This is a genomic window from Streptomyces sp. NPDC085481, from assembly GCF_044541845.1.
Taxonomy (GTDB): Bacteria; Actinomycetota; Actinomycetes; order Streptomycetales; family Streptomycetaceae; genus Streptomyces.
This window is the reverse complement of record NZ_JBITTJ010000007.1, coordinates 145,683-157,883: the sequence shown is the minus strand read 5'-3', so window position 1 is coordinate 157,883 and position 12,201 is coordinate 145,683. Positions and strand designations below refer to the sequence as shown.

General features: G+C 72.2%; 10 protein-coding genes and 1 pseudogene. 4 read left to right on the top strand and 7 right to left on the bottom strand.

All coding sequences use genetic code 11. The annotated features are described in order from the left end of the window. Positions 1-2: 2 nt before the first annotated feature. The 3 genes from ACIGEZ_RS17210 (at position 3) to ACIGEZ_RS17200 (ending at position 3,398) form a co-directional block, all read left to right on the top strand. A complete protein-coding gene (locus ACIGEZ_RS17210; RefSeq protein WP_399831729.1) occupies positions 3-836 on the top strand; it encodes a TIM barrel protein in 834 nt (277 codons plus the stop codon). A gap of 42 nt (positions 837-878) precedes the next feature. Further along, a complete protein-coding gene (locus ACIGEZ_RS17205) occupies positions 879-1,769 on the top strand; it encodes a 2-hydroxy-3-oxopropionate reductase (RefSeq protein WP_399831727.1) in 891 nt (296 codons plus the stop codon). 171 nt (positions 1,770-1,940) lie between these two features. After that, complete coding sequence (locus tag ACIGEZ_RS17200; RefSeq protein WP_399831725.1) at positions 1,941-3,398, top strand: catalase; 1,458 nt, start codon at positions 1,941-1,943, stop codon at positions 3,396-3,398. A 373-nt stretch (positions 3,399-3,771) separates the two neighbouring features. On the opposite strand, the gene pqqE is transcribed toward ACIGEZ_RS17200, so the two are convergent. The 6 genes and pseudogenes from pqqE to ACIGEZ_RS17170 form a co-directional block, all read right to left on the bottom strand. Continuing rightward, on the bottom strand, positions 3,772-4,872 hold the full coding sequence (pqqE, locus tag ACIGEZ_RS17195) for a pyrroloquinoline quinone biosynthesis protein PqqE (protein WP_399831723.1): 1,101 nt from the start codon (positions 4,870-4,872) through the stop codon (positions 3,772-3,774). Continuing rightward, entirely contained in the window at positions 4,869-5,123 is a 255-nt protein-coding gene (pqqD, locus tag ACIGEZ_RS17190; protein WP_399831721.1) for a pyrroloquinoline quinone biosynthesis peptide chaperone PqqD, read from the bottom strand. The genes pqqE and pqqD overlap by 4 nt, the downstream gene beginning before the upstream one ends. Beyond that, positions 5,120-5,815 (bottom strand): pyrroloquinoline-quinone synthase PqqC, encoded by a 696-nt coding sequence (gene pqqC / locus ACIGEZ_RS17185; protein WP_399832137.1) that lies wholly within the window; start codon positions 5,813-5,815, stop codon positions 5,120-5,122. The genes pqqD and pqqC overlap by 4 nt, the downstream gene beginning before the upstream one ends. A gap of 122 nt (positions 5,816-5,937) precedes the next feature. Next, on the bottom strand, positions 5,938-6,861 hold the full coding sequence (gene pqqB / locus ACIGEZ_RS17180; protein ID WP_399831719.1) for a pyrroloquinoline quinone biosynthesis protein PqqB: 924 nt from the start codon (positions 6,859-6,861) through the stop codon (positions 5,938-5,940). A 13-nt stretch (positions 6,862-6,874) separates the two neighbouring features. Then, positions 6,875-6,958 (bottom strand): annotated as a pseudogene (pqqA, locus tag ACIGEZ_RS17175) (pyrroloquinoline quinone precursor peptide PqqA); the annotation flags it as partial. 194 nt (positions 6,959-7,152) lie between these two features. Then, positions 7,153-8,349, bottom strand: a complete 1,197-nt coding sequence (locus ACIGEZ_RS17170) for an MFS transporter (protein ID WP_399831717.1) — start codon at positions 8,347-8,349, stop codon at positions 7,153-7,155. Between the two features lie 87 nt (positions 8,350-8,436). Here ACIGEZ_RS17170 and ACIGEZ_RS17165 point away from each other — a divergent pair, with 87 nt between their 5' ends. After that, positions 8,437-9,462: an ArsR family transcriptional regulator gene (locus tag ACIGEZ_RS17165; protein WP_399831715.1), complete on the top strand. Its 1,026-nt coding sequence runs from the start codon at positions 8,437-8,439 to the stop codon at positions 9,460-9,462. Between the two features lie 15 nt (positions 9,463-9,477). Here the strand turns inward: ACIGEZ_RS17165 and gcl are convergent, their stop codons facing one another. Continuing rightward, the gene (gene gcl / locus ACIGEZ_RS17160) at positions 9,478-11,265 is read right to left on the bottom strand and encodes a glyoxylate carboligase (RefSeq protein WP_399831713.1); all 1,788 of its coding nucleotides are present in this window, start codon (positions 11,263-11,265) and stop codon (positions 9,478-9,480) included. Positions 11,266-12,201: the final 936 nt, after the last annotated feature.

The window sequence follows — 12,201 nt, the reverse complement described above, 5'->3', positions numbered from 1 at the left end:
TCATGGGATACACGGACCAGCGCTTCGATGTGAACCTGTCGATCCTCTTCACGGAACTCCCGCTCCTGGAGCGCCCCGCGGCCGCCGCCGCGGCGGGCTTCACCGCGGTCGAGCTGTGGTGGCCCTGGATCGACACCGCCACCCCCGAGCAGAGCGAGCTCGACGCCCTCAGGAAAGCCCTTGAGGACGCCGGCACCCAGCTGGTGGGCCTGAACTTCTACGCCGGACAGCTGCCCGGCCCGGACCGCGGTGCGGTGTCGGTGCCCGGCGAGGAGTCGGACCGCTTCCGGGCCAACATCGACATCGCCGCGGACTTCGCCGCCTCGGTCGGCTGCAAGGCGCTCAACGCGCTCTACGGCAACCGGGTCGACGGCGTGGACCCGGCCGTCCAGGACGAGCTCGCCCTGGAGAACCTGGTGCTCGCCGCCCGCGCGGCCGACCGGGTCGGCGCGATCCTGCTGATCGAGACCCTCAACAAGCCGGAGTCGCCGCTCTACCCGCTGGTGAGCGCCCCCTCCGCGATCGAGGTCGTCGACAAGGTCAACGCGGCGACGGGCCTCGGGAACGCCAAGTTCCTGCTCGACATCTACCACCTGGCCATGAACGGCGAGGACGTCAGCCAGGTCATCGCGCAGTACGCGGACAAGACCGGGCACGTCCAGATCGCCGACATGCCGGGCCGTGGCGCCCCGGGCACCGGCGAGCTCCCGCTGGAGCAGCTCCTCGACGAGCTGAAGAAGGCCGGTTACGACGGCTGGGTCGGCCTGGAGTACAAGGCCGCCGACGCCGCCGCGTCCTTCTCGTGGCTCCCGGCCGAGGCCCGCCCGGCCCGCTGACCTCCTCCCCGTAACACCCTGTTTTTGAGAGGCACCCTCACCATGAGCAATCTCCCCAAGATCGCGTGGATCGGTCTCGGCATCATGGGCTCCCCCATGTCCGAGAACCTGATCAAGGCCGGCTACTCCGTCACCGGCTTCACCCTCGAGCAGGACAAGCTGGAGCGCCTCGCCGCGGCGGGCGGCACCGCCGCGGGCTCGATCGCCGAGGCCGTCAAGGACGCCGACGTGGTCATCACGATGGTGCCGGCCTCCCCGCACGTCGAGGCCATCTCCTACGGCCCCGAGGGCATCCTGGAGAACGCCAAGCCGGGCGCGCTGATCATCGACATGTCGTCGATCACCCCGCAGACCTCGGTCGACCTGGCCAAGAACGCCGCCGAGAAGGGCCTGCGCGTCATCGACGCCCCGGTCTCCGGCGGCGAGGCCGGCGCCATCGAGGCCGTCCTGTCGATCATGGTGGGTGGCGAGCAGGCCGACTTCGACGCGGCCCTGCCGATCCTCGAGGCCCTCGGCAAGACCATCGTCCTGTGCGGCCCGCACGGCTCCGGCCAGACGGTCAAGGCCGCCAACCAGCTGATCGTCGCCGTCAACATCCAGGCGTGCGCCGAGGCCGTGGTCTTCCTGGAGAAGTCCGGCGTGAACCTGCAGGCCGCGCTCGACGTCCTCAACGGCGGCCTGGCCGGCTCCACGGTGCTGACCCGCAAGAAGGACAACTTCCTGAACCGGGACTTCAAGCCCGGCTTCCGGATCGACCTGCACCACAAGGACATGGGCATCGTCACCGACGCCGCCCGCAACGTCGGCGCGGCCCTCCCGGTCGGCGCCGTGGTCGCCCAGCTGGTCGCCTCCCTGCGCGCGCAGGGTGACGGCGGCCTGGACCACTCGGCCCTGCTCCGCGCCGTCGAGCGCCTCTCCGGCCAGCAGGTCTGACCCAGATTTCCGGACGGCGGCGGCGCTGACAACTGTCCTGTCGCGCCCAGGCGCCGCCGCCGTCCGGAACACCACACTTCATTTCAACAAACTGTTGACGTCGCTTGAGGGGCGTACCTACGCTCCAGAGCACTCCCCCTCAGCAGTGCAGATCCCGTACGGAAGGTCACCATGTCGAAGCGCGTGCTTACGACCGAGTCCGGCGCCCCTGTCGCCGACAACCAGAACTCCGCCACCGCCGGCGTCGGTGGCCCCGTCCTGCTCCAGGACCAGCACCTGCTGGAGAAGCTCGCGCGCTTCAACCGTGAGCGCATCCCGGAGCGCGTGGTCCACGCCCGCGGCTCCGGCGCGTACGGCTACTTCGAGGTGACCGACGACGTCACGGCCTACACCAAGGCGGACTTCCTCTCCCAGGTCGGCAAGAAGACCGAGACCTTCCTGCGCTTCTCCACCGTGGCCGACTCGCTCGGCGGCGCGGACGCGGTCCGCGACCCGCGCGGCTTCGCGCTGAAGTTCTACACCGAAGAGGGCAACTACGACCTCGTCGGCAACAACACCCCGGTGTTCTTCATCAAGGACCCGATCAAGTTCCCCGACTTCATCCACTCCCAGAAGCGCGACCCCTTCACGGGCAAGCAGGAGCCGGACAACGTCTGGGACTTCTGGGCGCACGCCCCCGAGGCGACCCACCAGGTGACCTGGCTCATGGGCGACCGTGGCATCCCGGCCTCCTACCGGCACATGAACGGCTACGGCTCGCACACCTACCAGTGGACCAACGAGGCGGGCGAGGCCTTCTTCGTCAAGTACCACTTCAAGACGAACCAGGGCATCCGCTCCCTCTCCGCCGAGCAGGCCGCCGAGCTCGTCGGCAAGGACGCCAACTCGCACCAGACCGACCTGCTGCAGTCCATCGAGCGCGGCGTGAACCCGTCCTGGACCCTCTACGTCCAGGTGATGCCGGCCGCCGAGGCCGCGGACTACCGCTTCAACCCGTTCGACCTCACCAAGGTGTGGCCGCACAGCGACTACCCGCTCCAGCGCGTGGGCCGTCTGGTCCTCGACCGCAACCCGGACAACGTCTTCGCCGAGGTCGAGCAGGCCGCCTTCTCCCCGAACAACTTCGTTCCGGGCATCGGCCCCTCGCCGGACAAGATGCTGCAGGGCCGGCTCTTCGCCTACGCGGACGCCCACCGCTACCGCCTCGGCGTCAACCACACCCAGCTGCCGGTCAACGCCCCGAAGGCGACCTCGGCCGACAACTACGGCCGCGACGGCTTCATGGCCACCCGCAACGGCTCGCGCCACGACAAGAACTACGAGCCCAACTCGTACTCCGGTCCGCGCCAGACCGACGTCCCGCTCTCCGCGCCGCTCGCCATCCACGGCTGGACCGGCACCCACGCGGCCCCTGAGCACACCAAGGACGACGACTTCTTCCAGGCCGGCGAGCTCTACCGCCTGATGTCCGAGGACGAGAAGGCCCGCCTGATCGCCAACATCGCCGGCGGCCTGTCGCAGGTCTCCCGCGAGGACCTCATCGAGAAGAACATCGCCCACTTCGCCGCCGCCGACCCCGAGTACGGCCGGCGCGTCGAGGAGGCCGTCCGCGCGCTGCGCGAGGACTGATCTCCCCGACAACCAGACTGCGTACGGTGCTTGACGGGAGGTCAGCTCCGTACGCGGTCCGGATCACCGGCCCGGATGAGGGGTGGTCGGTGAACCGGACAGCGTGAGGACCGCGGCGGCGCCGAGCCAGTGCGGTGGTAAGGACCTCCGGCTCCCCTTCTTGACCTGAAGGAAGAGGGCCGCCGGAAGCCCGTCGGCACCGCCGCGGTCCCAACGCCCCTCCCCCTGCGGGAGGACACCACAGACTCCGCCCGGCGGCGCGAACGTCCTGTCGCGCCAGCCTCGCACCGTCGGGCGGTCATCACGTCGCGCAGTGCGGTTTACGGTCCCGCGCCGCGCGCTCGGAGACCAGGGCCTGACCTTCGCACAGAGGTCAGGCCCTGGTCCTTTTGCGGTAGGCGTAGGCGGGCCGGTCTTCGCCGCCCACGGCGGAGCCGGTCGCCGCGCGCACGAGACCGTGATCGGGTGACAGCCGGCAGGCCGGGTCGGTGCGGGCCGCGTCACCCGTGAACGCGTACGCCTGACAGCGGCAGCCGCCGAAGTCCTCCTCGCGACGCGCACACGTACGGCAGGGATCGCGCATCCAGCCGGTGCCGCGATACCGCTCGAACGCCTCGGAGTGCTCCCAGATCCAGGCGAGCGGCCGGTCAAGGACGCTGGGCGCGTCCAGGCCGGGCAGCATCGCCGCCGCCGGACAGGGCAGCACGGTGCCGTCGGGGGCGACGGTCAGCGAGACCGCTCCCCAGCCGCCCATGCAGGGCTTCGCGACGCCCTCGAAGTGGTCGGGCAGCACCCACACCAGTTCGGTACGCCCGTCCAGCCGCGCGCGCCAGCGCCGTACCCGCTCCGCCGCCCGGGTCACCTGGGCGGAACTCGGCAGGAGCGCGGCACGGTTGCGCAGGCCCCAGCCGTAGTACTGCGCGTTGGCCAGCTCGATGCGGTCGGCGCCCCAGGCGAGCCCCAGCTCCACCAGGGCGTCGAGGGCGTCGAGGTTGTCCCGGTGCAGGACGACGTTGACGCCGAGCGGCAGGCCCGCCTCCCGGACCCGCGCGGCGGCCCGCTCCTTCGCCTCGTACGAGCGGCGCCCGGCGATCCGGTCCGAGGCCCGCGCATCGGCGTGCTGCACCGACAGCTGCACGCTGCGCAGCCCGGCCGCCACCAGGCCGTCCAGCCGGTCGGCGTCCAGGCCGACCCCGCTGGTGACGAGCTGGGTGTGAACGCCCGCCGACTCCGCGGCTTCGACGATCTCCGCCAGATCGGTGCGCAACAGCGGCTCTCCGCCGGACAGATGGGTCTGTACGACGCCGAGCTCGCCGGCCTGCCGCATGACGTCCTGCCACTGGGCGGTGCCGAGCTCGCGCGAACGGCTGGTCAGCTCGAGCGGGTTGGAGCAGTACGGGCAGCGCAGCGGGCACAGGTGGGTCAGCTCGGCGAGCAGGGCCCAGGGGGGCGGCACGCGCTCGCCGGCCGTCACCGCAGCCAGCCCTCGGTACGCAGCCGCTCCAGGAACGCGGGGGTGTCCTCGGCCACGGGGGCCCCGGGGAAGCGGGCGGCCAGGGCGGCGACGATCGCGGGCACCTCGCGCCGGCCGTCGCAAAGGGCGAGGACGTCCCCGGCCCTGCCGTGCAGGACGACCACCCGCTCCGGCATGACCAGCAGGTCGGTGCCGCGCACCCGGTCGGGGCGCAGCACGACCGCCGGGGCGAGCACGGGTCGCCAGATCATCGGTCCGGCCCGGTCACGGGGCGTGCGGCCGGTGCGTGCTCGACGGCGTCGAGCAGCGACCACAGGACATCGCACTTGAAGGCGAGCGCGGCGACGGCCCGCTCCTGTTCGCCACGGCTGCGCGCCCAGCTCAGCACCAGGCCCAGCGCTTCGCCGCTGTCCCGCCGGCCCTGGTGGACGCGTTCGCGGAAGTAGGCGAGCCCCTCGGCCTCGACCCAGGGGTAGTGCCGTTCGAAGGCCTCCGTGCGGCGCCTCATGAGGTCCGGTGCGGACAGTTCGGTGAGCGAGGCGGCGACGGCGTCGAGCACCGGTCGCAGCCGGCAGAAGTTCACGTACGCCTCGACCGCGAACCGCACCCCGGGCAGCACCTGCCGACCGGAGAGGAGGGCGGCCCGGCCGATTCCGGCGGCCTCGCCGAGCCGCAGCCAGCGCTCGATGCCTCCTTCGTCGCCCGCGCGTCCGTCGTCGCCCGCGCGTCCGTCGTGCTCCTCGATCCGGCGCACCCACATGCGGCGCAGCTCGGAGGAGTCGAGCTTGGCCGTGATCAGCGCGTCCTTGACGGGGATGTGCCGCTGGTAGTGGAAGCGGTTGGCGATCCAGCGCCGTACTTCCTCGCGACTCAACTCACCGTCGTGCATCCGCACGTTGAAGGGGTGGCGGTCGTGGTAGCGCTGCTCGGCGACCGCACGCAGCCGCTCCTCGAACTCGGCCCTGCCCCACGGTTCCGCCGCGTCCGCTCCCGCTTCGGGTCCTGCTGCGACCGCGACTTCGCCGGCGAGTTCGGATTCGGCTTCGGATGCGACTTCGACCGGGGTCACAGCACGATCTCCATTCCGTCGGCGGCCACTTCGATGCCGAGCCGGGTCAGCTTCTTGTGCTGGGGCGCCCCGGGGTCGACGAGTGGGTTCGTGTTGTTCAGGTGGGTGTAGAGACGGCGGCCCGGGAGGGCGGCGAGCCGCTGTGCCGTACCGCCCGTCCCGTCGACCGGGAGATGACCCATGGCCGTGGCGGTGCGGTCCGAGCAGCCGGACCGGTGCGGCTCGTCGTCGTCCCAGAAGGTGCCGTCGACGATCACGCAGTCGGCCTCGGCGACGGCGTCCTGGAAGGCGTCCGGCCAGGCGCCGAGTGCGGGGGCGTAGACGAGGGTCCGGCCGGTGGACCGGTCGGTGAGGCGCAGGGCCGACACCCAGGCGGCCTCGTCGGACGCGGGGGCCGGGGCTCCGGCGGCGTAGCGGGGCCGCTTGGCGGAGACCGGTACGGCGCCGACGTGGACGGGGGAACCCGCACCGAGCGGCTCGTCGGGTCCGCCCGGCAGCACGGGGAGCCGACGCCATGTCATATCGAGGTAGGGAGCGAGGAGTTCGCCCGCGTGCTGCCGGTCGCGCACCGCGTCCCGTACGGCGTCGGTCGCGAGCACCTCAAGGCGGTCGGCCTCGCGCAGGCGGGCCAGGCCGAGGGTGTGGTCGAGTTCGGCGTCGGTCAGGAGCACTCCGGCGAGCGGCGTGCGACGCGGGTCGGCGCCCGGGGCGGGGCGGAGCTCGGGGCACCGCTCGATCTGGTCCGCGATGTCGGGGGTCGCGTTGACCACGTACCAGCACCCCTCGGCCGCCTCGACGGCGAGCGAGGCGTGCCGGCGGCGGCGCTCGGGGTGGGCGCGCGCACCGGAGCAGCCCCGGCAGGCACAGTTCCACTGCGGTACGCCGCCGCCGGCCGCGGTACCCAGGACCTTGATCAGCATGTCGGTGGCGCTGTCAGCGTCGGGTGGCGTGAGAGTACGCGGTGACTTCCAGTGCGGTCTCGACGACGGTGTAGCCGGGGGTCTGCCAGGCGGTGTCGGCGAGACCCGCGGGATGCGCGGAACCCACGGGGTGGGCGGCGTGCGTGTGCCGCCCGCTCGGGACCGGTTCCGGTCGCTCGTCCGCTGTCGCATGCGATCTGTTCGCCATGAGCGCGTCCTGCCCTTCGGTGATGCTGACGGTGACAGTCCTCGCCTCAGCCTGGGCAGCCCGGAACGGCGGGGCAAGCCGCGTCAGCCGGTGGAGTGACCGCTGGGGGCGGTCTTCCGCGGCCGACCGGGCGCTTCGGTGGCTCCCAGCGCGGCGTTGACGGTGAGCGAGGCGACCGCGAGGAGGGTCATCGCGGTGGCCGGCGAGGTGAGCTGGGCGAGCGCACCGGCGAGTGCCGCGCTCAGGCCCTGGAGGGCGAGCATGCCCGAGGCGTGCAGGCCGAGCGCGTGGCCGCTCAGCTCCTCGGGGACCAGGGCCATGAGCCGCTCCTGGTAGAGCAGGCTCGCGGCGTAGCCGACCGCCGACACCGTGATCGCGACCACCGCGACGGGCAGCCCCGGGCCGAGCACGAAGATCAGGTACGGGGCCGCGAGCAGCGCCTGGAGCGGCGCGGCCAGCCGCCCGCGCCACGCCTCGGGCACGAACCGCCCGACGGCCGTGTCGCCAGCCAGCATCCCGAGAGCGGCGCAGACGAAGAGCAGTGCGGCGCGATCGGGGGCGTACGGGACGAAGAGGGATTCGCAGCCGACGATGAGCCCGTTGGGCACCCACAGGGCGAGGTAGACACGCCGGCGGGCCGGCGAGGACCACAACCGGGCGTTGGTCTGCCAGGTCTCGGCGGCCGAGGCCCGCCCGGCGGCGCGCGGGGCGCGCCGGGACAGGCCGCAGCGGGCGACCAGGGCGCCGGCGAGGTAGAGCACCGCTCCCGTCAGGAGGGTGCCGCGGGGCGAGAGCAGTGCGAGCAGGACTCCGCCGGTGGCGAAGCCGGCGATCTGGCAGACGCCGACCGACATGTTGAACACGGAGCGGCCGATCAGGAAGCGGTCGCGGGGCAGGATCTCGTGGAGCAGGCCGTAGCGCACCCCGCCGGTCACCGAGCCGGCGATCCCCTGGAGGAGGAGGATCGCGAAGACGGCGCCGAGCGGCAGTCCGGGGACGGCCTGGGCCGCGGTGCCTGCGGCGAAGAGGAGGGCGACGGTGGTGAGCCCGGCGCGGGGCGGCAGGCGGTCGGCGGCGGACAGCAGGGTCGTGGCGCCGACGAGCTGGGCGAGCGCCGGTCCGAACATGGCGAGGGCGGAGAGCAGCGGGGAGCCCGTCGCCCGGAAGACCAGGGTGGCGAGCCCGAGGCCGGAGACGGTCTGGGCGGCGACCTGCGCGGTGCCGCTGAGGAAGAGGGGGGTGAACTCGGGGGTACGGAACAACTCGCGGTATCGGGGCATGCGGTGGAGTCTCGGGGAGCGGCCGGGCGGTCCGATATCGTTTCGCGTGGACGCGAAACATGGGGGACTGCACGGGGGGCGGGCGCCGTGGGCTGGTGGCACATCGGTACGGACACGCTGGCGGGAAGCCGGTTCGTGGTCTCGCCGCTGGCCGAGACGATCGCCGCGCTCAAGGTCCTGCACGGCGCCTCGGGCGATCACCCCGGCGAGCGGGCCTGGCTGGCGGAACGGCTGCCCGCGTACCGGCGCCGGCTCGCGCAGGAGCCGCTCGACGCCCTGCTCGTGCGGGCCGCGATCGGGGCCACATGGAACGCCGACTTCCTGACCCCGACCCCGCTGGGCGAGGGCGAGCCGACGTTCGAGGAGGAGCTGACTGCCGTGCGGGAGGCCGAACCGGCCGACGCGGTACCGCAGTTGGAGGTGGCCGTGGGTGGCCCCGTACCGGAGCCGCTGCGGTCGGCGCCGGATCTTCCGGGTCGCATGGCCGGGGTCCTGGACTGGGTGTGGCGGGAGACGGTGCTTCCGGAGTGGCCGCGGCGGCGCGGGATCATCGAGGCCGATGTGGTGGCCAGGACCGCGCAGTTGAGCGTGGGCGGCTGGGCGGCGGCGCTGGACGCGCTCTGCCCGGGGAAGCTGCGCTGGCTCGGCGACGGCCGGCTCCAGGTCAACACCCGTACGTACCCGCCGAGATCGATCGACGGCGGCCGGCTGTTCCTCGTGCCGGTGACGCCGAGCCGGGGCTGGGTGTCATGGGAGGGTACGGAGCGCTCGGCGATCGTGTACGCGTGCTCCGGCGCACTGGCGGAGGCGAAGGGCGGCACGCAGCCCGACGCGCTGGGCGCCCTGCTGGGCAGGGCCCGCGCCGGGGTCCTCGTACGCCTGGAATCCCCCAAGTCCACCAGCCAGTTGGTGGCGCTGACCGGGCAGGGTCTCGGTTCGGTGGGCCGGCATCTGAAGGTGCTGCTCGACGCCGGCCTGGTCCGCAGGAGGCGGGCGGGACGGTCGGTGCTGTACGACTGGACGGAGGCGGGAGCCGTACTCGTACGGGCGCAGACGCGACGGGGCCCCCGCCCCGGTGCTCAGCGGGGCGGGGGCCGTGTCACGGCTCCCTGATCGGACCCTCGGGGGTCAGACCTTCAGGGCCTTGATCGCGGTGGGCGCGTGGCCGGGCTCGGTGGCCAGGTCCTCGAACTCGGTGACGTCGCTCATGTCGACCGTCTTGCTCATCGCGATGTTGGTGATGCGCTCCAGGATCGCCTCGACGACGACCGGGACCTGGAACTCGACGGCCATCTTCTTGGCCTGCTCCAGGGCCTCGCCCAGCTTCTCCGGGTCCTCGACGCGGATCGCCTTGACGCCCAGGCCCTCGGCGACCTTGACGTGGTCGACGCCGTAGACGCCGATCTCCGGGGTGTTGATGTTCTCGAACTCGAGGTTGACCTCGAAGTTGATGCCCAGGTTGCCCTGCGCCTGGCGGATCAGACCCAGGTAGGCGTTGTTCACGAGGACGTGGACGTAGGGGACCTTGTGCTGGGCGGCGACGGCCAGCTCCTCGATCATGAACTGGAAGTCGTAGTCGCCGGAGAGCGCGACGACCGGGGTCCCGGGGTCCGCGGTGGCGGCACCGATGGCGGCCGGGATGGTCCAGCCGAGCGGGCCGGCCTGGCCGCAGTTGATCCAGTGGCGCGGCTTGTAGACGTGCAGGAACTGCGCGGCCGCGATCTGGGAGAGGCCGATGGTGGTGACGTAGCGGGTCTCCGGGCCGAAGGCGCGGTTCATCTCCTCGTACACGCGCTGCGGCTTCATCGGGATGTTGTCGAAGTGCGTGCGGCGCTGGAGGGTGGCCTTGCGCTCCTGCGCGGAGGCGGTCCAGGCGGAGAAGTCCGGCAGCTCGCCGGCCGCCTTCAGCTCCTTGGCGATCTCGACGAAGAGCTCCAGGGCGACCTTGGCGTCGGAGGCGATGCCGTAGTCCGGGGCGAAGATCTTGCCGATCTGGGTCGGCTCGATGTCGACGTGGACGAACTTGCGGCCCTTGGTGTAGGCGTCCATGTTGTAGCCGGTGTGGCGGTTGGCCCAGCGGTTGCCGATGCCGAGGACGAAGTCCGACTCGAGGAAGGTCGCGTTGCCGTAGCGGTGCGCGGTCTGGACACCGACCATGCCGGCGGCGAGCTCGTGGTCGTCCGGGATGGTGCCCCAGCCCATCAGGGTGGAGATGACCGGGACGTTGACCAGCTCGGCGAACTCGACCAGGAGGTCGGTGGCGTCGGCGTTGATGATGCCGCCGCCGGCGACGATCAGCGGACGCTCGGACTCCAGCAGGAACCGGAGGGCCTTCTCGGCCTGGGCACGGGTGGCGGACGGCTTGTAGACCGGCAGCGGCTCGTACGTCTCGGGGTCGAACTCGATCTCGGTCAGCTGGACGTCGATCGGCAGGTCGATGAGGACCGGGCCGGGACGGCCGGAGCGCATCAGGTGGAAGGCCTGCTGGAAGACACCGGGGACCTGCGCGGCCTCCAGGACGGTGGTCGCGGCCTTGGTGACGGGCTTGGCGATCGTCGCGATGTCGACGGCCTGGAAGTCCTCCTTGTGGAGCTTCGAGACCGGAGCCTGGCCGGTGATGCAGAGGATCGGGATCGAGTCGGCGATCGCGGAGTACAGGCCGGTGATCATGTCGGTGCCGGCGGGGCCGGACGTGCCGATGCAGACACCGATGTTGCCGGCCTTGGCGCGGGTGTAGCCCTCGGCCATGTGGGAGGCGCCCTCGACGTGGCGGGCGAGGGTGTGGCTGATGCCGCCGACGTTCTTGAGCTCTCGGTAGAAGGGGTTGATCGCCGCGCCGGGCACACCGAACGCGTTGGTGACGCCTTCGCGCTTGAGGATCTCAACGGCCGCTGCGGCGGCGGTCATACGAGGCATGGGAGTGCTCCTGCTTCGGCCAGGGGGACACAAGCGCGCCGCGGCTCCGGGCGGGGCCTCGGCGGGCTCATTTCCATAATGCGGAAGTACTGTTCTGCAATACGGAAGCAATGTAGGTCGGCGGGCGGAGACGCGTCAAGAGACGTCCACGGAAGGCGTCTCGCGGGATGGCCGAACTCCACCCCCCGGGCGGCTGGATTGGTGGACGATGGGTGGGCGAGCGGAGGGGGTTCGGAGTGGCTGAGTCGGTACAGGTGCGCTGCCCGGAATGCCTCCGCATGCAGAGGTACGCCCCACCCGCCTTCCCCTGCGCCTGCGGCACCCCGGTCGCACCCCCGGTGATCCCCGGCGCCCCCGGCGAGCCCGTCACCCACCGCAACTGGTCCGACGAATGGATCACCGTCCGCTGCCCCGCCTGCGCCCGCGCCTCCGACTGGCCCCACCCGGAGGTGGGCTGCTCGTGCGGGGCGGTGCTGCGGGTGGCGGTACGGGGGGATGGGGCGACTGGTGGGAGTCCTGGGCTACGGCCGGGCGGGGGCGGCAGCCCCTGGCCGCAGCCGGACCGGGACGACCGGCCTGGCCGGGACTCCGGGAACGGCGGGCCCGGGCGGCACTCCGGGAACGGCGGGCCCGGGCGGGGCGAGGGCGGCGGCTCGGGGCTGGGGCCCGAAGGGAGCGGTGCTCCCGGGCTGCGGCCTGAGGGGAGCAGCACTCCTGAGCAGAGGAGGCAGCCGGGCGTGACCGCGGAGCCTGGACGGCCCGCCTGGAGCGACGGCCCGAGCGGGAGTGACGGCTGGAGCGGGAGCGACGGCCCGAGCGGGGTCGTCGACCACGAGCTGGGCGGCCCGTCCGGCCCGGGGCGGGAGCCCGGCGGCGAGGCGGAGCCGGGGGCGGACGGAGGGCCGGATCGGCCTGGCCACTGGGTCCCGGCAGAGC

Coding starts and splice junctions, on each gene's coding strand:
- gcl (WP_399831713.1), bottom strand. CDS start 11,265: ATGCCTCGTATGACCGCCGCCGCAGCGGCCGTTGAGATCCTCAAGCGC.
- pqqD (WP_399831721.1), bottom strand. CDS start 5,123: ATGATCTGGCGACCCGTGCTCGCCCCGGCGGTCGTGCTGCGCCCCGAC.
- pqqB (WP_399831719.1), bottom strand. CDS start 6,861: ATGCTGATCAAGGTCCTGGGTACCGCGGCCGGCGGCGGCGTACCGCAG.
- ACIGEZ_RS17170 (WP_399831717.1), bottom strand. CDS start 8,349: ATGCCCCGATACCGCGAGTTGTTCCGTACCCCCGAGTTCACCCCCCTC.
- ACIGEZ_RS17210 (WP_399831729.1), top strand. CDS start 3: ATGGGATACACGGACCAGCGCTTCGATGTGAACCTGTCGATCCTCTTC.
- ACIGEZ_RS17205 (WP_399831727.1), top strand. CDS start 879: ATGAGCAATCTCCCCAAGATCGCGTGGATCGGTCTCGGCATCATGGGC.
- ACIGEZ_RS17200 (WP_399831725.1), top strand. CDS start 1,941: ATGTCGAAGCGCGTGCTTACGACCGAGTCCGGCGCCCCTGTCGCCGAC.